Origin of the sequence: Mycobacterium sp. 1245499.0 (assembly GCF_001673615.1) — a bacterium.
In the GTDB taxonomy this organism is placed as follows: domain Bacteria; phylum Actinomycetota; class Actinomycetes; order Mycobacteriales; family Mycobacteriaceae; genus Mycobacterium; species Mycobacterium europaeum_A.
This window is the reverse complement of sequence record NZ_LZMG01000263.1, coordinates 1-21,976: the sequence shown is the minus strand read 5'-3', so window position 1 is coordinate 21,976 and position 21,976 is coordinate 1. Positions and strand designations below refer to the sequence as shown.

Sequence of the window (21,976 nt, the reverse complement as noted above, 5' to 3'; positions counted from 1 at the left end):
GCAGCTGCGCCCACCCGGCTTGCAGCACGGTGCTGACGGTGGTGTGGCCGGCGCGAGCCAGTTCGCTGACCGCGCGGGTGGTCTCCTCGGACAGCGCGAACGACCGGACACCGCGGCCGCCGGGTTCCTGCTGCTGCGGCGGCCCGACCAGCGTCGGGGTGTCGAAGCCGTCCAGCACGTCGCGCCACGCCGCGCGGGCGGCGTCGTGGTCGCGCTCGGCCAGCCAGGTGACGAACCGGCGGTAGGGCGCGGGCGCCGGCAGCCGCTGGCCGGTGTAGCAGGCGAACGTCTCGTTCAGCAGGATCGGCACCGACCAGCCGTCGAGCACGATGTGGTGGATGGTGAGCACCAGCCGGTACCGGTCGTCGCCCGTGCGGATCAGCGCGGCGCGCACGGCCGGCTGGTCGGCCAGGTCGTAGACCGCGGCGCGTTCGGCGGCGCACAGCCGCTGGATCCGCTCTTCGGGCGCGCTGCCGTTGGGCCTGATCTCGAGGTCGCGCCAGGCCAGCGCCGGGTTGGCCGGAATGATCTGGACCGGCTCGTCGAACTCCTCGCAGAATCGGGCCACCAGGTGCGGGTGCCGGCCGACCACGGTGTGCATGGCGTCGCGCAGCCGGTCGGCGTCCAGCGGGCCGGTCAGGGTCAGGTCGAGCTGCACCGCATACAGGTGGTCTTCCAGCCGGTCTCGGGCGTCCCGCCGGGAGCCGGCGTGGAAGAGCAGACCCTCCTGCAGCGGGGTCAGCGGCAGCACGTCGGCGATCCGCAGGCGCCGCTCCAGCCGCTCGATCTGCTGCTGGTCCAGGCGCGCGGGCGCGATGTCCGACGGGGTCAGGCCGCCGCCGCCGTGGCGCACGTGCGCGCAGATGCCGGCCAGGGCCTCGAACCACAGCCGGCTCAGGCGGGCGATCTGGTCGCGGTCCAGCGCCGAGGCCGCCCACGTCCAGTTGGCGTGCAGCTGCGGGCCGTCGGCGGTGTCCATGGTGCCGGCGTTGAGGTCGACGGTGTGCATCAGCGGCATCGGCACCGCGGTGCTGGTCGCGGTGGCCGACGACCCGTCCGGGCTGATTCGCCACAGCTCGTCGGAGAGCTCGGCCGCCGCGCCGCCCAGCCGGCCCAGGTAGTTGAACCCGATGGTCGGGTCGGGGCCGTCCAGGTCGACGTCGCCGTTGAGGTAGCGCAGCAACCCGTAGGTGAGCGGGTCCGGCAGCGCGCGCAGTTGCTCCTTGGCGTCCTTGATCAGCGCGCCCAGGATCGGCGCGCCGGAGGTGACCTGCGACCAGGACAGCCCGCCGACGTGCCCCGCGACGTTCAAAGCCACCGGGTACTTGGTGGTGAACCACCCGACGGTGCGCGACAGGTCGACTCCGGGGGCCAGTTCCTCGTGGCGGCCGTGGCCCTCGACGTCGATGCCGATGGGGGTGCCGACAGCGAGACGGGGGCCCAGGAACTCGGCCCAGGCCAGGGCGAACCCGATCAGCAGGATGTCGTTGACGCCGGCGTGGAATGCCGCCGGCGCCTCGCCGAGCAGCGTGCGGGTGGTCGTCGCGTCCAGGGTCACCGACATGTTCTCGGCGGTCTCGTAGGTGTCGACCTCGGGCCGCACCGCGGGCAGGGCGGACGGGGTCGCGGCGACCCGCCGCCAGGCCTCGGCCTGCTCGGCCACGGCCGGTGACTGCGCGTGCTCGGCGAGCAGCGTCGCCCAGCGGGCGAACGAGGTGCCGCCGGCGGGCAGCGCGACGGGTTGGCCGTGTTGATGCTGGCCCCAGGCGATGTTGAGGTCCTCCAGCAGCACCCGCCAGGAGACGCCGTCGACGGCCAGGTGATGAATGATCAGCACCAGCTGACGCGTGGCGGAAACCCACAGCGCGCTGAGCATCACCCCGGCGGCCGGGTTCAACCGCGACCGCGCCTCGACGATCGCCGCGTCCGACAGCTCGTCGACTGCGTGCAGCCGCTGGGCGGCATCGACCGAACCCGGCTCGGGCACCCGTAGCGACCACTCGCCCTCGGCCCCGTCCGCGCGATCGACGCGCAGCCGCAGCATGGCGTGCCGGTCCAGCAGGGCCTGCAACACCACCACCACGTCGGCCTCGGTGACGCCGGCGGGTGCCTGCAGGACCATCGTCTGGTTGAACTGGTCGACCGGACCGTCCACGCTGCGCAGCCACCGGATGATGGGCGTGGCGACGACCTCGCCGACGCCCTCGTCGAGCACGCCGTGCTCGCCGTCGGTCACCCCGGCCACCCGGGCCAGCCGCGCCACGGTCTGCTCGGTGAAGATGTCGCGGGTGCGCAGCGCCAGGCCGGCGGCCCGCGCGCGGGTCACCACCTGCATCGAGGAGATGCTGTCGCCGCCCAGGTCGAAGAAGGAGTCGTCGACGCCGACCCGGTCGACGCCCAGGATCTGCGCGTAGATGCCGGCCAGGGTCTCCTCGACCGGGGTGCCCGGGGCGCGGTAGCGGTCGACGTCGCGGTACTCCGGTGCCGGCAGGGCCCGCGCGTCGAGCTTGCCGTTCGGTGTCAGCGGCAGCGCCTCGAGCGCCACGATGGCCGCCGGGACCATGTAGGCCGGCAGGTGATCGGCCAGCCGGACGCGTGCCTCGATCGGGTCCGCTCCCCCGGTGACGTAGCCGACCAGGCGCTTGTCGCCTGGGCGGTCCTCGCGGGCGATCACCGCCGCCTGGTCCACGCCGTCCAGCGCGGCCAGCGCCGAGCGCACCTCGCCGAGTTCGATGCGATAGCCGCGGATCTTGACCTGCTCGTCGGCCCGGCCCAGGTACTGCAACTGGCCGTCGGGCCCCCAGCGGACCAGGTCGCCGGTGCGGTACATCCGCGACCCGGGCGCCCCGAACGGGCAGGCCACGAAGCGCGACGCGGTCAGCTCGGCGCGGCGCCAGTAGCCGACCGCGACGCCGCCGCCGGCGACATACAGCTCACCGACCACGCCGTGCGGCGCCGGCCGCAGGGATTCGTCCAGCACGAACGCCGCGGCCGCCGGCACCGGGGAACCGATCGGCACCGGCCCGGTGGTGGGCGATCCCGCCTGCAGCGGGGCGCTGACCGCGGCGTACACCGTCGCCTCGGTGGGGCCGTAGGCGTTGATCATCGTGCGTCCCGGCGCCCACCGGTCGACCAGCTCGGCCGGGCAGGCCTCGCCGGCCACCACCAGCGCCGCGGAGTCCAGCCCCGCGGGCGACAGCACGTCCGCCGCGGACGGCGTCTGGCTGATCACGGTGACCCGTTCGGCGACCAGCAGCGCGTGGAAGTCGTCCGGCGACCGGACCACGGAGTCGGGGATCACCACCAGGCGTCCGCCCTGCAGCAGCGCGCCGAAGATCTCCCAGACCGAGACGTCGAAGGCCAGCGAGTGCCATTGCGACCAGACGCCCTCGCGGGGCAGACCGGAGTCACCGGACGCCAGCAGCCGGGCGACGTTACCGTGCGTGACGGCAACGCCTTTGGGGACACCGGTGGTGCCCGAGGTGTAGATCAGGTAGGCGACGTCGTCGGCGCTCGGCGCCGGCAACGGGGTCGACGGCTGGGTGGGCACGGCCGGATCGTTCACGTCGAGGACGGCGACGTGGTGGCCGTACAGCCGCTCGGCCAGCCCGGCGGTGCTGATCGCCACCATCGGCGCGGCGTCGGCGAGCATGAAGCCGATCCGCTCCGCCGGCAGCCCCGGGTCGATCGGCAGGTAGGCCGCGCCGGTCTTGAGCACCGCCACGATCGCCACGATCGCCTCGGCCGAGCGGCCGAACAGCAGCGCCACCCGCTCACCGCGGCTGACGCCGAGGCCGGTCAGCCGGTGGGCCAGCCGGTTGGCGGCCTCGTCGAGCTCGCGATAGGTCCACGAGCGGTCGTCGCAGCGCAGCGCCACCGCGTCCGGGGTGCGCGCCACCTGCTCGGCGAACAGCGCGGGAATCGAGGCGTCGGTGGTCGCGGGCGCGGTCAGCGCCGCGCGGTTGCCCAGGGCGTCCAGGCGGGCGCGTTCGTGCCGGTCCAGCAGGTCCACCGTCGACAGGGCGCTGGCGGGATCGGCCGTCATCGCCTCCAGCACCCGCTGCAGGCGCGCGATCAGCGTCTCGATGGTGGCCGCGTCGAACACGTCGGTGCGGAACTCCACCCGCCCGCCGATCCCGGCGGGCTCGTTGTCCTCGCCCCAGCGTTCGGCCAGCGAGAACACCAGATCCATGCGGGCGACCTGGGTGTCCAGCGGTATCGAGGTCACCTGCACGTCGCCCAGGGCCAGTCCGGCGCCGGGGTCGCTGTCCTGGCCGGCGAAGTTCTGCCAGGCCAGCATCACCTGCACCAGCGGGTGGTGGGTCAGGCTTCGGGTCGGGTTGACGCGCTCGACCAGCACCTCGAACGGCACGTCCTGGTGCTCGAAGGCCTCCAGGCTGCGGGTGCGGACGCGGGTCAGCAGGTCGGTGAAACTCGGGTCACCGGCCAGGTCGACGCGGAGCACCAGGGTGTTGACGAAGAACCCGACCAGGTCGTCGAGCGCGGGGTCGCGCCGGCCGGCGATCGGGAAGCCGACCGCCACGTCGGTGCTGGCGCTGAGCTTCGACAGCAGCACGGCCAGCGCGGCCTGCACCACCATGAAGCTGGTCGAGTTGTACTCGCGGGCCAGCCCGGCGACCTGCTGCTGCAGGTCGGCCGCCCAGTCCACCTCGACGGCCGCCCCGCGCTGATCGGCGATCTGCGGGTAGGGCCGGTCGGTGGGCAGCGCCAACCGCTCCGGCATGCCGGCCAGCGCGTCCTGCCAGTAGGCGAGCTGCGCGGCGATGCGGCTGCCGCTGTCGGCGAGTTCGCCGAACTGCGCGCGCTGCCACAGCGTGTAGTCGACGTACTGCACGGCCAGCGGCTCCCAGTCGGGGGCCCGCCCGGCGCAGCGGCTGGCGTACGCCAGCCCCAGGTCGCGGACCAGCGGCCGCAACGACCAGCCGTCGGCGGCGATGTGGTGCACGACGGCCACCAGCACGTGTTCGTCGTCGGCGGTGCGGAACAGCGATGCGCGCAACGGGATCTGGGTGGCCAGGTCGAAGGTTTCGCGGGCCGCGGCGTCGATCGCCTCGCGCAGCCGGCCCGCCGACCAGCCGCGGGCGTTCACGTTCCGCCAGCTCAGATCGGCTTGCTCGACCGGGATCACCACCTGCTGGGGCGTTTCCCCGGTCACGGCGAACACCGTGCGCAGGCTCTCGTGGCGGGCCACCACGTCGGCCAGCGCCGCCTCCAGCGCCGCGACGTCGAGGCGGCCGTGCATCCGCATCGCCGCCGCCATGTTGTAGACCGGCGACGGTCCCTGCAGCTGGTCGAGGAACCACAGCCGGCTCTGCGCGAAGGACAGCGGGACCACCGCCGGACGCTCCCCCGCCACCAGCGGGTCGAGCCGGCCGGTGTCCTCGCCGATGCGCGGCGCCAGCTGCGCGACGGTGGGCGATTCGAAGATGACGCGCACCGGCACGCCGACGTCCATGGCGCTGTTGACCGCCGCGATCACCCGCATCGCCGAGATGCTGTCGCCGCCGAGGTCGAAGAAGGAGTCGTCGACGCCGACCCGCTCGACGCCCAGCACGTGGGCGTAGATGCCGGCCAGGATCTCCTCGGTGGGGGTGGTCGGCGAGCGGTAACCGGCCGCGGAGTATTCGGGCGCCGGCAGGGCGCGGATGTCGAGCTTGCCGTTGAGGGTCATCGGCAGCGCGTCGAGCACCACCACCGCCACCGGGACCATGTAGGCGGGCAGCCGCTCGGCCAGCTGCGTGCGGGCCTCGGCGGGATCCGCGGTGCCGGTGATATAGCCGACGAGGCGCTTGTCGCCCGGTCGGTCCTCGCGCGCGATGACGACCGCCTGGTGGACGCCGTCCAGCGCGGCCAGCGCCGAGCGCACCTCCCCGACCTCGATGCGGTAGCCGCGGATTTTGACCTGCTCGTCGGCGCGGCCGAAGTACTGCAGCTGGCCGTCCGGGCCCCAGCAGACCAGGTCGCCGCTGCGGTACATGCGCGATCCGGGCTCGCCGAAGGGGCAGGGCACGAACCGGGTCGCGGTCAGCCCGGCCCGGCGCACGTACCCGTATGCGACGCCGCGACCGGCGACGTACAGCTCGCCGACCACCCCGGCGGCCACCGGGCGCAGCCAGCCGTCCAGGACGAACAGCGCCGTGCCGGGCACCGAGGAGCCGATCGGCGGCGGCCCCGAGCCGGGCGCCAGCGGCGTGCTCATCGACGAGAAGATGGTGGCCTCGGTCGGGCCGTAGACGTTGACCATCGTCCGGCCCGGCGCCCAGCGGTCCACCAGTTCGGGCGGGCAGGGCTCGGCCCCGATCACCAGGGCCGCGGACTCCAGGCCCTGCGGCGAGAGCATCCGCACGGCCGACGGGGTCTGGCTCAGCACGGTGACCTTCTCCGCGACCAGCAGGGCGTGGAACTCCATGGGTGAGCGGGCCACCGAGTCGGGCACCACGACGAGGCGCCCGCCGTGCAGCAGCGCGCCCCAGATCTCCCACACCGAGTAGTCGAAGGCGTACGAGTGGAACTGGGTCCACACCTGCCCGGCCGACAACTCGACGCCGACGGCCTGCGCGTCGAACATGCGGGTCACGTTGTGGTGGCTGACGGCCACGCCCTTGGGCAGACCGGTGGTGCCCGACGTGTAGATGATGTGGGCGACGTGTTCGGGTGCCGGCGCCGGCAGGGCGGTGCGCGGCTGGCGTGCCACGGCGCGGTCGTTGATGTCGATGACGATCAGGTCGTGCGCGTGCAGCTTGTCCGCCAGCGCGGCGACGGTGATCGCGGCCATCGGTGCGGTGTCGGTGAGCATGAAATCGATGCGGGCCGCCGGCAGCGCCGGGTCGATCGGCAGGTAGGCCGCGCCGGTCTTGAGCACCGCCAGGATGGCCACGATCGCGTCGGCCGACCGGCCGAACAGTAGGGCCACGGATTCGCCGGGGCCCACCCCGCGGCCGATCAGCAGGTGCGCCAACCGGTTCGACTTCTCGTCGAGTTCCCGGTAGCTGATGGACCGGCCCTCGAAGGTCACCGCCGCGGCTTGGGGGCTGCGCGCCGCCTGCGCGGCGAACAGCGCCGGGATCGACGTCGGCGTGGCGGGCCGGGTGAGCACCGCCCGGTCGGCCCAGGCGTCCAGCCGGTCGTGTTCGGCGGCGTCGAGCAGGTCGATCGACGACAACCGCCGCGCCGGGTCGCCGGTCATCACGATCAGCACCCGCTGCAGCCGTTCGATCAGCGTCGCGATGCGTGCCGCGTCGAAGACGTCGGTGTCGTATTCGACCTGCAGGCGCAGCTCCTTTCCGGGCTGGGCCTGCATGGTCAGCGGGTAGTGGGTGGATTCGCGGGTGGTGATGTCGGTGACGGCCAGCTCGTGGTCGGCGGACAATGAGCTGGCGTCGATCGGATAGTTCTCGTAGGCGAACAGCGTGTCGAACAGCTGGTCCTGGCCGGTGATGCGGTGGATCTCGTTGAGCGCCAGGTGCTGGTGGTCCAGCGTGTGGTTGTAGGCGCCTTGCAGCTGGTCGAGCAGTTCGGCGGTCGTGGTCGTGGCGGTGATGTTCGCCCGCACCGGCACCGTGTTGATCAGCAAGCCGACCATGTTCTCCGCGCCGGCGACCTCGGCGGGCCGGCCCGACACGGTGGTGCCGAACACGACATCGCCCTGGCCGGTCAGGGCGCACAGCAGCTGCGCGAACGCGGCCTGCAGCACCGTGTTGACCGTGGTGTGGCAGGAGCGGGCCAGGTCGGTGATGGACTGGCTGAGCTCGGCGGGCAGCGCGAACGATTCGACGCTTTGCCGCCCGGGCTCGGTGCGGTCCTGCGGGCCGACCAGGGTCGGGCTGTCGAAGCCGGCGAACACGTCGGCCCAGGCGGTTCGGGCGGCGTCCACGTCGCGTGCGGCCAGCCAGTCGACGAAGGCGCGGTAGGGCGCCGCCGCCGGCAGCCGCTGGCCGTAGTAGCCGGCGAAGATCTCCCCCAGCAGGATCGGCATCGACCAGCCGTCGAGCACGATGTGGTGGTTGGTCAGCACCAGCCGGTAGCGCTGGGGGGCGGTGCGCAGCAGCGCCACCCGGAAGGCGGGGTGGTCGGCGAGGTCGCCGCAGACCGCGGCGCGCTCGGCCGCGCACAGCCGTCGGATCCGCGCGTCGGCGTCGGGGTCGCCGTCCAGCTCGACGTACTGCCAGGACGCCGCGGGGTCGGCCGGGATGATCTGGACGGGCTCGTCGTAGTCGTCGCAGAACCGGGCGACCAGGTTGGGATGCCGGCCGATCATCGTCTGCACGGCGTCGCGCAGCCGGTCGGGGTCGAGCGGGCCGGCGATGCTGATGTCCAGCTGCCCGGCGTACAGATCCTCGCTCGCCTGCGCGGTGTTGGCGTGGAAGAGCAGTCCCTGCTGGACCGGGGTGAGCGCCAGCACGTCGGCGATATTGTGTTGGCGCGCAAGCTGATCGAGCTGCGGCTGGGTGAGCCGGGCCGGTGCGATGTCGGACGGGGTCAGGCCGCCGCCACCGCAGCGCACGTGCGCGCAGATGCCGGCCAGCGCCTCGAACCACAATCGGCCCAGCCTGGTGATCTGCTCGTCGCTGCATGCCGAGGGCGCCCAGGTCCAGTTGGCGTGCAGCCGCGGTCCGGCCGCGGAGTCGACGGTGACCGCGTTCAGCTCGACGGTGTGCATCAGCGGCATCGGTATCGCGGTCGCCGCGCGGGTGACCGTCCAGCCATCCGGGTCGGGCCGCCACATGTCATCGGTGAGCTCGGCCGCCCCGCCCTGGCGTCCCAGGTAGTTGAAGCCGATCGGCGGCTCCGGCGCGTCCAGGTCGATGTCGGGGTTCAGGTAGCGCAGCAGGCCGTAGCTCAGCGGGTCGGGCAGGGCGCGCAGCTGTTCCTTGGCGTCCTTGAGCACCGCGCCCAGCGCGTCTCCGCCGGCGGCGACCTGCGCCCAGGAGATGCCTTGCAGCGCAAGGGATACCGGGTATTTGGTGGTGAACCAGCCCACGGTGTGGGACAGGTCGACGTCGCGGCCCAGTTCCTCGTGACGCCCGTGGCCCTCGACCCCGATGCCGACCGGCGCGCCGCCGCCCGAGAATTCCGCGCACGCCAGCCCGAACGCGATCAGCAGGATGTCTTGCACGCCGGCGTGGAACGCCGCGGGCACAGCGCCGAGCAGCATGCCGGTGGTCTCGGCGTCCAGCTCCATCGAGAGGTGTCCGGCCGTGGCGAAGGTGTCGACCTCGGGCCGCACCGCGGGCAGCGCAGCGGGCGTGGCCGCCGCGGCCGCCACCCGCTGCCAGGTGTCGGCCTGGCCGACCACGTCGCGGTGGCGCGCATGCTCGGCCAGCCGTGCCGACCAGCGGGCGAACGAGGTGCCCACGGTCGGCAGCGCCACGGGCTGCCCGCCGTGCTGCTGGGCCCAGGCGATGTTCAAGTCCTGCAACAGGATTCGCCACGACACGCCGTCGACGGCCAGGTGATGAACGATCACGACCAGTTGACGGGTGGCGCTCGCCCACACCGCGCGCAGCAGCACGCCGGCGGCCGGGTTCAGCCGCGAGCGCGCCTCGATGACCGCCGCCTCGGACAGTTCGTCCACCGTGTGCAGGCACGCGCGGGCGTCCACCGCGCCGGGCTCGGGCACCGTCAGCGACCAGCCGGTGGCGGGGTCGTTGTCGACGTGCAGCCGCAGCATGGCGTGGCGATCCAGCAGGGCCTGCAGCACCGTGACGACGTCGGCCTCGGTGACCGCGGCCGGGGCCTGCACGAGCATGGCCTGGTTGAACTGGGCGACGTCACCGCCGGCGTTCTCGACGTCCTGCAGCCAGCGGATGATCGGGGTGGCCTCGACCGGCCCGAGCCCCTCGTCGGCCACCGCGGTGGCGGCGTCGAGCACTTCGGCCACCCGGGCCAGTCGGGCCACCGTCTGCTCGACGAAGATGTCGCGCGTCTTGCACACCAGGCCGGCGGCGCGCGCCCGCGTCACCACCTGCATCGACGAGATGCTGTCGCCGCCCAGGTCGAAGAACGAGTCGTCGACGCCGACGCGCTCGAGGCCGAGCACCTGCGCGTAGATTCCGGCCAGGATTTCCTCGATGGCGTTGTCGGGGGCCCGATACCGGTCGGCGTCGGAGTATTCCGGTGCCGGCAGGGCGCGGGTGTCGAGCTTGCCGTTGGGGGTGAGCGGCAGGGCCTGCATCACCACCACGGCGGTCGGGATCATGTAGCCCGGCAGCCGCTCGGCCAGCGCGGCGCGCACCGCGGCGGGGTCGGCGGTGCCGGTGACATAGCCGACCAGGCGCAAGGCCGCGGGGCGGTCCTCGCGCGCCACCACGACCGCCTGCTCGACGCCGTCCACCCAGGCCAGTGCCGCGCGCACCTCGCCGAGTTCGATGCGGTAGCCGCGGATCTTGACCTGCTCGTCGGCGCGGCCCAGGTAGTCCAGCTGCCCGTCCGCGCGCCAGCGCACCAGGTCGCCGGTGCGGTACATGCGCGATCCCGGACCGCCGAACGGGCAGGCCACGAACCGCGACGCGGTCAATGCCGACCGCCGCCAGTAGCCGCAGGCGACGCCGGCGCCGGCCACGTACAGCTCGCCGACCACACCCGGCGGCACCGGCCGCAGCCACTCGTCGAGCACGAACGACGCCGCCCCCGGCACGGGGGAACCGATCGGCACCACGCCCGGTGCGTCGGCCTCCAGCGGTGCGCTGATCGCCGCGTACACCGTGGCCTCGGTGGGGCCGTAGGCGTTGATCATGGTCCGTCCCGGCGCCCAGCGGTCCACCAGTTCGGACGGGCAGGCCTCGCCGGCCACCACCAGCGTGACCGACTCCAGTCCCTCGGGCGCGAGCGCGCCCGCCGCGGACGGGGTTTGGCTGAGCACGCTGACCTGTTCGGCGACCAGCAGCGCGTGCAGGTCTTCCGGCGAGCGCGCCACCGATTCGGGCACCACGACCAGTCGGCCGCCGTGCAGCAGCGCGCCGAAGATCTCCCACACCGAGACGTCGAACGCGAGCGAATGCCATTGCGACCACACGCCCGAACGCGGCAGTCCCGACTCCCCGGACGCGAGCAGCTGGGTGACGTTGCGATGGGTGACGGCAACGCCTTTGGGGACCCCGGTGGTGCCCGAGGTGTAGATCAGGTAGGCGAGGTGTTCGGGTGCCGGCGCGGGCAACGCGGTGGCGGGCCGGGTGTCGACGGCGGGATCGTTGACGTCAATGACCGGGATGTCGTGGCCGTCGAGGCGGTCGCTCAGGTCGGCCGTGGTGATCGCGGCGATCGGCGCGGCGTCGTTGAGCACGAATCCGATCCGCGCCTCGGGGAGCGCCGGGTCGATCGGCAGGTAGGCCGCCCCGGACTTGAGCACCGCCAGGATCGACACGATCGCCTCGGCCGAACGCGAAAACAGCAGCGCCACAGTACGTCCCGGGCGGGCGCCCTGGCCGGTCAGCAGGTGGGCCAACCGGTTCGACGCCTCGTCCAGCTCGCGGTAGGTCAGCGAGCGGCCGGCACAGACCAGCGCGACGACGTCCGGGGTGCGGGCTGCCTGCGCGGCGAAAAGGGCTGGGAGGGAATCGGTTTGGGGCGCGGATGCGCTCAGCGCGGCGCGGTTGCCGAACGCAGCCAGCCGGGCGTGTTCGGTGTCGTCGAGCAGATCGATCGCGGACAACGCCTGGGCGGGATCGGCGGTCATCGCGAGCAGCACCCGCTGCAGCCGGTCGACCAGCGCTCGGATGCTGTCCTCGTCGAAGACGTCGGTGCGGAATTCGACGGTTCCGCCGATTCCGGCGGGTTCGCCGCGCTCGTCCCAGCGTTCGCCCAGCGAGAAGGTCAGGTCCATCCGGGCGGTCTGAGTATCTACCGGAATCGGCGTGACATCGACGTCGCCCAGGGTGAATCCGGCCGCGGGGCCGGCGTCGTGCCCGGCGAAGTTCTGCCAGGCCAACATCACCTGGATGAGCGGGTGATGGGTCAGGCTTCGGGTCGGGTTCAGCCGCTCGACCAGCACCTCGAACGGCACGTCCTGGTGCTCGTAGGCGGCCAGACTGCGCTGGCGCACCTGGGACAGCACGTCGGCGAAGCTGGGGTCACCGGCCACCTCGACGCGGAGCACCAGGGTGTTGACGAAGAAGCCCACCAGCTCGTCGAGCGCGGGATCGCGCCGCCCGGCGATCGGGAAGCCCACCGCCACATCGGGATTGGCGCCGATCTTGGCCAGCAGCACGGTCAACGCGGTCTGGATCACCATGAAGCTGGTGGCGTTGTGGTGGCGAGCCACTTCCCCGACGCGCCGCTGCAGCCCGGTGGGCCAATCGATTTCGACGGTGGCGCCGCGCTGGTCGGCAACCAGCGGGTAGGGCCGGTCGGTGGGCAACTGCACCCGTTCCGGCATCCCGGCCAGGGCGCCTTCCCAATAGGACAGCTGGGCGGCGATGCGGCTGTTGCCGTCGTCGAGAACGCCGAATTGGGCGCGCTGCCACAGCGTGTAGTCGACGTACTGCACCGGCAGCGGCGCCCAGTCGGGGCCGCGGCCGGCGGCCCGGCCGGCGTACGCCACCCCGAGGTCGCGCACCAGCGGGGTGATGGACATGCCGTCGGCGGCGATGTGGTGCACCACGGCGACCAGCACATGCCGGTCCTCGCCGAGCCGGAAAAGCTCGGCGCGCAAGGGGATTTGGGAGGACAGGTCGAAGGTGTAGCGCGCGGTGGCGCCGATCGCCTCCTCCAGCTGGCTTGCCGACCAGGCGCTGGCGTCGACAACCTCCCAGCCGAAGTCGGCCTGGTCGGCGGGGATGACCACCTGCTGCGGCGTCCCCTCTGGGGCGGCGAACAGGGTGCGCAGGCTCTCGTGGCGGGCCACCACGTCGCCCAGCGCCGCGCCGAGCGCGTCGGCGTCGAGCCGGCCGTCCAGCCTCAGGGCGGCCGACATGTTGTACACCGGTGAGGGACCTTGCAATTGGTCGAGGAACCACAGCCGGTTCTGCGCGAACGACAACGGGACGATCGCCGGCCGCGCGCCGGCGGTCAAGGGCTGCAGCCCGTTGCCGCCCTCCCCGAGCCGGGGTGCCAGCTGGGCGATCGTGGGCGCCTCGAACACGACCCGCACGGCGAGGTCGGCGTCCAGGCTCGCGTTGATCGCGGCGATCAGGCGCATGGCGGAAATGCTGTCGCCGCCGAGGTCGAAGAACGAGTCGTCGACGCCGACGCGTTCGGCGTTCAGGATCTCGGCGTAGATGCCGGCCAGGATCTCTTCGGTGGGGGTTTGCGGCGCGCGGTATTCACCCGCGGTGTATTCGGGCGCCGGCAGGGCGCGGGTGTCCAGTTTGCCGTTGGCGGTCAACGGAAAGGCCTCGAGCGCCATCACCGCGGCGGGGACCATATACGCGGGCAGCCGTTCGGCCAGTGCGGTTCGGACGGCGGCGGCGTCGGCGCTGCCGGTGATGTAACCGACCAGCCGCAAGGCGCCCGGGTGGTCCTCGCGGGCGATGACCACGGCCTGCTCGACACCGTCGAATCCGGCCAGCGCGGACTGGATTTCGCCGAGCTCGATGCGGTAGCCGCGGACCTTGACCTGCTCGTCGGCGCGGCCGAAGTACTGCAGTTGCCCGTCGGCGTTCCAGCGCGCCAGGTCGCCCGTGCGATACATGCGCGTGCCGGCTCCGCCGAAGGGGCAGGCGACGAACCGCGACGAAGTCAGCCCGGGCCGGCCGACATATCCCGCGGCCACACCGGATCCGGCGACGTAGAGCTCCCCGACGACGCCGGGCGGCACCGGCCGCAACGACCCGTCGAGCACGAACAGCGCCGCCCCCGGCACCGGGGACCCGATCGGCACCGGCCCGTGGGCCGCCGACCCGGGCGCCAGGGGCGCGCTGATGGTCACACACATGGTGGTCTCGGTCGGGCCATAGGCGTTGACCATCACCCGGCCGGGCGCCCATTGGTCCACCACCTCGGCCGGGCAGGCCTCACCGGCCATCACCAGCGACACCGATTCCAGGCCCTCGGGCGAGAGCATCGCCACCGCCGACGGCGTCTGGGTCAACACGCTGACCTGCTGGGCGACCAGCACGTCGTGCAGGTCTTGCGGGGAACGCGCCACCGATTCGGGCACCACGACCAGCCGGCCGCCGCGCAGCAGCGCGCCGAAGATCTCCCAGACCGAGACGTCGAACGCCAGCGAGTGGCAGTGCGACCACACCCCCGCGGCCGGCAGCCCGGCGTCCAGCGAGCCCAGCAGCTGGGTCACGTTGCGGTGGGTGATGGCAACGCCTTTGGGGACGCCGGTGGTGCCCGAGGTGTAGATCAGGTAGGCGACGCCGTCGGGCCCGGGCAGCGGCAGGCTCGTTTCGGGCAGGGTGTCGATGCGGCGATCGTTGACGTCGATGACGGTCACGCCGCGTCCGTCGAACCGCGCGGCCAGGTCGGCGGTGGTGATCGCGACGACGGGCTTGGCGTCGCCGAGCATGAACTCGATCCGGGCGTCGGGCGACGAGGGATCGATCGGCAGGTACGCGGCCCCCGTCTTGAGCACCGCGAGGATGGCGGCGATCGCCTCGGCCGACCGGGAAAACAGCAGTGCCACAGTCTGTCCCGGACCGGCGCCCTGCGCCGCCAGGCGGTGCGCCAACCGGTTGGACGCCTCGTCCAGCTCGCGGTACGTCACCGACAGGCCCTCGCAGACCAGCGCCACGGCCTCGGGTGCGGCGGCGACGTGCGCGGCGAACAGTTCGGGCACCGACACCGGCGGGCCGGCCGGCCCGGTCAAAACGGCGTTGTTTCCCAGCTTTTCGAGGCGGTCGCGCTCGGCATCGTCGAGCAAATCCACCGACGACACCGGGTGGGTGGGATCGGCGGTCATCGCGGTCAGCACCCGCTGCAGCCGCGCGATCAAAGTCTCGACGGTGGCCGCGTCGAACACGTCGGTGCGGAATTCCACCCGTCCGCCGATCCCGGCGGCCTCGCCGGCCGCGGTCCAGCGCTCGGCCAGGGAGAACACCAGGTCCATGCGGGCCGACTGGTCGGCCACCGGTACGGACGTGACCTCGAGGTCGCCCAGCGCCAGGCCGGCGGCGGGGTCGTCGTGCCCGGCGAAGTTCTGCCAGGCCAGCATCACCTGTACCAGTGGGTGGTGGGTCAGGCTGCGGGTCGGATTGACCCGCTCCACCAGCACCTCGAACGGCACGTCCTGATGCTCGAACGCCGCCAGGCTGCGCGCCTGGACGCGCTCCAGCAGTTCGGTGAAGGTGGGGTCACCGGCCAGGTCGACGCGCAGCACCAGGGTGTTGACGAAGAAGCCGACCAACTGGTCGAGGGCGGGGTCGCGCCGCCCGGCGATCGGAAAGCCAACGGCCACATCGGAACTCGCGCCGAGCTTGGACAGCAGCACCGCCAGCGCGGCCTGCACCACCATGAAGCTGGTCGCGTTGTGCTCGCGGGCCAGCCGGCGGACCTGCTCCTGCAATTCCGCGGGCCAGTCCACCACCACGCTGTCACCGCGCTGATCGGCCACCGGCGGGTAGGGCCGGTCGGTGGGCAGCGCCAGCCGCTCGGGCATGCCCGCCAGGGCTTCCTCCCAGTAGGCCAGCTGGCCGCCGATGCGGCTGGAGCCGTCGTCGAGGTCGCCGAACTGGGCGCGCTGCCAGAGCGTGTAATCGATGTACTGCACCGACAATTCGGCCCAGCCCGGTGCGCGCCCGGCGCGCCGGCTGGTGTAGGCCACGCTGAGGTCGGCGCTCAACGGCGTGAGCGACAAACCGTCCGCGGCGATGTGATGGACCACGATCACCAGGACGTGCTCGTCCTCGGCGAGCGCGAAAAGCTGTGCGCGGATGGGGATTTCGGTCGCCAGATCGAAGGTATGGCGCGTCGCCGCCTTGATGGCGTCGTCCAGCTGGTCCGCCGGGTACGCGGTGGCGTCGATGACGTCCCAGCCGATGTCGGCGCGCTCGACGGGCACCACCAGCTGTTGGGGCGTTCCCTCGTGCGCCGGGAACAGGGTGCGCAGGCTTTCGTGGCGGCTCACCACGTCGGTCAGCGCGGCGGCCAGGGCGCCGGCGTCGAGCCGCCCGCGCAGCCGCAGCGCCGCCGCCATGTTGTACAGCGGTGACGGGCCTTGGAATTGGTCGATGAACCACAACCGGTTCTGCGCGAACGACAACGGGACCACCGCGGGCCGCTCGGCCGCCACCAGCGGCTCCAGGCCGGCCGCGCTCTCCGCGATGCGCGGCGCCAGCTGCGCAACGGTGGGTGCCTCGAAGACGACGCGCACCGGAAGGTCGCTGTCCAGCGCGGCATTGATCGCGGTGACCAGCCGCATGGTGGACAGCGAATCGCCGCCCAGGTCGAAGAACGAGTCGTCGACCCCGACGCGTTCCACCCCGAGGATTTGGGCGTAGATGCCGGCCACGATCTCCTCGACCGCGGTGCTCGGGGCGCGATAATTGCGATAATTGCCAGCGGTCCGGTAGTCCGGCGCGGGCAGGGCGCGGGTGTCGAGCTTGCCGTTCACCGTCACCGGCAGCGCGTCGAGCACCACCACCGCCGCCGGGACCATGTAGCCCGGCAGTCGCTCGCCCAGCGCGGCGCGCGCCTTGCCCGGGTCGGCCGAGCCGGTGACATAACCGACCAGGCGCTTGTCGCCGGGGCGGTCCTCGCGGGCGACGACGACCGCCTGCTCCACCCCGTCGAGCGCGGACAGGGCCGCCTGGATCTCGCCGAGTTCGATGCGGTAGCCGCGGATCTTGACCTGCTCGTCGGCGCGGCCCAGGTAGCGCAGCTGTCCGTCGGGTCCCCAGCAGACCAGGTCCCCGGTGCGGTACATGCGGGTGCCGGGTTGGCCGAACGGGCAGGCCATGAACCGCGATGCGGTCAGCCCGGGGCGGCGCCAGTACCCGACGCCGACGCCCTCGCCGGCCAGATACAGCTCGCCCACCACGCCGGCGGGCACCGGGCGCAGCCATTCGTCGAGCACGAAGAACGCCGCGCGAGTGACCGGTGAGCCGATCGGCGGGAATCCCGAGCCCGCCTGTAGCGGGGCGCTCTTGCAGGCCCACATGGTGGTTTCGGTGGGGCCGTACACGTTGACCATCACCCGACCGGGCGCCCAGCGGTCCACCAGCTCCGGCGGACACGGCTCGGCCCCGATCACCAACGCCGTGGAATCCAGGCCGTCGGTGGGCAACAGCCCCACCGCCGACGGGGTCTGGGTCAACACCGTCACACCCTCGCGCACCAGCAGGGCGTGGAACTCCTCGGGTGAGCGGGCCACCGCGCCGGGGACCACGACGAGTCGTCCGCCGTGCAGCAGCGCCCCCCAGATCTCCCACACCGAGAAGTCGAAGGCATACGAGTGGAACTGGGTCCACACCTGCTCGGCCGACAAGGCGAACCCGAGCCGCAGATCATCGAACAGCTGCGCGACGTTGTGTTGGGTGACCGCAACGCCTTTGGGCACACCGGTGGTGCCGGACGTGTAGATCACATGCGCCAGATCGGTGGGCGACGGCGCCGGCGGCGGGGTGCTCGGCTGGGCCGCCACCGCCGGGTCGGCCACATCGATGACCACCCCACCAAACCCCCCGAGCCGATCCACCAGCTCGGCGGTGGTGACCGCGACCCTCGGGGCGGCATCGGTCAGCATGAATTCCACCCGCGCATCGGGCAACCCCGGGTCGATCGGCAGATACGCCGCCCCGGACTTGAGCACCGCCAGGATCGCCACGATCGCCTCGGCCGACCGCGAAAACAGCAGCGCGACAAACTCACCCGGGCCCGCGCCGGACTCGACCAGCAGATGCGCTAACCGATTGGCCGCCTCGTCGAGCTCCCGATAGGACATGGACCGGTCCTCGAACGTCACCGCCACGGCGTCCGGGGTGCGCGCCGCCTGCGCGGCGAAGAGTCCGGCAACGGTCACCGGCTCCATCGGGTCGGCCAACACGGCCTGGTTGCCCCACGCGGCCAGCCGGGCGTGCTCGGTGGTGTCCAGCAGGTCCACCGACGACAACCGGCGCTCCGGCTCGGCGGTGACGGCCGCCAGCAGCCGCTGCAGCCGTTCGATCATCGCCTCGACGGTGTCCGCGTCGTATACGTCGGTGCGGTACTCCGCCGTCACCGCGATGCCGGCGCGCTGACCGGACTCGGTGAACCGTTCGGCCAGCGAGAACGTCAGGTCCATGCGAGCGGTGTTGGTGTGCAACGGCATCGGGGTGACCTGCAGGTCACCCAGCGCCAGCCCGCCCGCGGGCGCGGTGACCTCGCCGGGGAAGTTCTCCCAACCCAGCAGCACCTGGATCAGCGGGTGGTGGGCCATGCTCCTGGTGGGGTTGAGCCGTTCCACCAGCAGTTCGAAGGGGACGTCCTGGTGCTCGAAGGCGGCCAGGCTGCGCCGCCGCACCTGGGCCAGCAGCTCGGCGAACGTCGGATCGCCCGCCACGTCGACGCGCAGCACCAGGGTGTTGACGAAGAACCCGATCAGCTCGTCGAGCGCGCGTTCGGAGCGCCCGGCGATCGGGAAGCCCACCGCCACATCGGTACTGGCGCTGATCGTGGACAGCAGGGCGGCGAACGCCGCCTGAATCACCATGAAGGGGGTCGCGTTGTGTTCGCGGGCCACCCGCTGCACCTGTTGCTGCAGCTCCGCCGGCCAGTCCGCCGCCAATCGGGCGCCGCGGTGGTCGGCCACCTGCGGGTAGGGCCGGTCGGTGGGTAGCTGCAGGCGTTCGGGCAGCCCGGCCAACGCGTCGGTCCAGTAGTCGAGCTGCGCGGCGATGCGGCTACCGCTGTCGTCCACGTCGCCGAGGTACGTGCGCTGCCACAGCGTGTAATCCACGTACTGCACCGCCAGCGGGGCCCAGTCGGGGGCGTGTCCCGCGCACCGGCTGGCGTATGCCACCCCCAGGTCGCGCGCGAACGGGGTGATCGACCAGCCGTCGGCGGCGATGTGGTGCACCGCGACCACCAGCTGGTGTTCGGTGTCGGTGACGGTGAAAAGCTCTGTGTGCAGCGGGCTTTCGCTCGACAGGTCGAACGCGTACTGGGCCGCGGCGGCCATGCGCTCGCGCAGCCGGTCCTCCGGCCAGCCGCGGGCATCGACGACCTTGCAGGCGAAGCCGATCTGGTCGGCGGGAATCACCACCTGCTGCGGGATTCCGTCGGCCGCGGCGAACACCGTGCGCAGGCTTTCGTGGCGGCCCACGACGTCGGCCAGCGCCGCGGCCAGCGCACCGGTGTCCAGATCCCCGCGCAGCCGCAGCGCCACGGTGACGTTGTAAATCGGTGAGGGGCCCTGGAATTGGTCGATGAACCACAGCCGGGTCTGGGCGAACGACAGCGGGATCACCGCCGGGCGCTCCCCCGCCACCAGGGGCTCCGGCCGGTCGCCGTCGCCGCCGGCCAGCAGCGCCAGTTCGGCGGCCGTCGGCGCCTCGAAGACGGCCCGCACACCGAGGTCGGAGTTCAGGCTGGTGTTCACCGCGGCGATCAGGCGCATCGCCGACAGCGAATCCCCGCCCAGATCGAAGAACGAGTCGTCGACGCCCACCCGCTCCAGGCCGAGCACCTGGGCGTAGATGCCCACCAGGATCTCCTCGGCCGCGGTGGCCGGGGCGCGGTAGCGGTCCACGTCCTGGTATTCCGGCTCCGGAAGGGCCTTGCGGTCGAGCTTGCCCGACGAGGTCATCGGGAATTCCTCAAGAGCCACAATGTGTGTCGGCACCATGTATTCCGGCAGCCACGCGCTGAGCCGCTCGCGCACCTCGCCGATCTTGGTGTTGGTGCGGGGGTCGTTGGCGTGGCTGGTGCGCCGCCGGGACCCGGTGGGGGGCAGGTAGACGTCGGTCAGGGGCGCGGCGTAGTTGGGGTCGCCGGTGTCGACGAAAACGGCGCTGAGGGTGCCGGGTACCGCACCCCAGGTGACCGCGACGCGATACCCGGCGGCCTCGCCGATGCGGTGCACCTCTTCGGCGACGGCGGCGCCCGACACGGCGTCGGCGGCCGCGAGCGCGTCGGCCACGGGTTGCCCCTCGGCGAGCGCCGTTTCGACGCGAACGTCCGCGATGACCCCGGCGTGCGGGATGTCGGTGACGCGCACAACGGCGGGACGCTGGGACGCCAGCACGTCGCCCAGCCCGTCCGAGCCCGCGCATTCGGTCCACGACCAGGTGGGTGCGTCGCCCACCGAGCGCACCGCCGCGGGCGCTTTGCGGATGACGACGTCGTACCGGTAGCGGTTGAGTTCGTTGTCGGCGAAGCCGCGTTTGACTTCGATGTCGACGCCGCCGGCCGACGGGCAGCTGACCGCCCAGGTGGTGAAAAACTCTGGCGCCAACAGCAATTCGGTCTCGCCGAGCATGGCGTGGCGGACGCGCTGACGGATGTCGGCGGCCTCGGTGGCGGCGGCGCCGCCGCGCGACAGCGCGATCGCGGTCTGGAATGCGCCCTGCAGGCTGTGGTTTCGCACGTCACCGATGAACACGGCCCCGCCGGGGGCCAGCAGCTCCATGGCGTTGTCGATGACCTCGGCCAGATAGCCCGCGTTCGGGAAATACTGGACGACCGAGTTGAGGATGATGGTGTCGAAGTGGCCGCGGGGCAGCCCGTCGGTGACATGGGCCGGCTGGGTCCGCAGCTGGACCCGGTCGCGCCAGGGCAGCTGCAGCTGCTCCATTGAGCGGGCCAGGTTCTCGATGGCCACCGGGGAGAAATCGGTGGCCAGATATTCGTCGCAGTGCGGGGCGAGCTGCGACAGCAGCAGCCCCGAGCCGGCGCCGATCTCGAGCACGCGTCGCGGTCGCAGGTCCGTGATCCGGTCCACCGTGGCGGCCCGCCACTCGATCATCTCCGCGAGCGGGATCGGGTCGCCGGTGTAGCTGCTGTTCCAGCCGCGGAAGTCCATGCCGAACCGCGACTCGAGGTCGGCGCCGTAGAGATCGTCGTAAAGGTGTTGCCACTCTTCGACGTTGTCCTCGTCGTGGTCGGCGCCGATGGTGTGGTCGAGCGTGACATAGGCGACCAGATGCGAGCCGGTGGCGCTGTCCAGCACGGTGACGGCGGCCTGGGTGACCTGCGGGCAGGCCAGCAGGGTGTTCTCGATTTCGCCCAGCTCGATGCGCTGGCCGCGCAGTTTGATCTGGCTGTCGGCGCGCCCGACGAAGTCCAGGTCCCCGTCGCGCGTCCAGCGCACCAGGTCGCCGGTGCGGTACATGCGGTCCCCGGGGCCGCCAAATGGGTTGGCCACGAAGCGTTCCGCGGTCAGGTCCACCCGGCCCATGTAGCCGTGCGCCAGCGCCGGCCCGCTCACGTACAGCTCGCCCACCACGCCGACGGGAACCGGCTTCAGCCAGGCGTCGAGCACCACCGCGCACACGCCCGGCAGCGGGGTGCCGATGCGAACCGGCCCCTCGGCCGACAGCGGCGCGCTGAGGGTGACCCAGATGGTGGTCTCGCTCGGGCCGTAGACGTTGAACATCCGCCGACCGGGCGCCCAGGCGGCGACCAATTCCTTCGGGCAGGCCTCGCCGCCGACCATCAGCTTGTCGAAGCCGAGCAGCCGGGCGCGATCCAGCGACGACAGCACCGTCGGGGTCAGGAACGCCGCGTTGACGCGCTGGCTCTGCAGCAGGGCGGTCAGCGGCTCGCCGGCGTACACCTGCGGTGGCGCCACCACCAGCGCGGCGCCGGCCGCGGCCGCCAGCACCATCTCGCCGACCGACGCGTCGAAGGTCGGCGAGGCTACCATCAGCACCCGGGTGTCGGTGTCCAACTCGGACGCTTCGCATTGCGCCGCAGCCCATCCCAGCAGGCCGGCGTGGCTGACCAGCACGCCTTTGGGGGCGCCGGTCGAGCCCGACGTGAAGATCGCGTAGGCGCTGTCGCGAGCGGTCAGCGGCGCCAGACGGTCGGCGTCGGTGATCGCCGCGGCGTCGTAGGCGGACAGGTCCAGGCCGTCGATCCGCAGCACGGGGCGCGCCCC

General features: G+C 72.2%; 1 protein-coding gene. It reads right to left on the bottom strand.

The window, feature by feature from the left end; genetic code table 11:
- The coding region (locus A5646_RS14905) for a non-ribosomal peptide synthetase (RefSeq protein WP_082984752.1) at nucleotides 1-21,976 on the bottom strand (21,976 nt) is incomplete at both ends.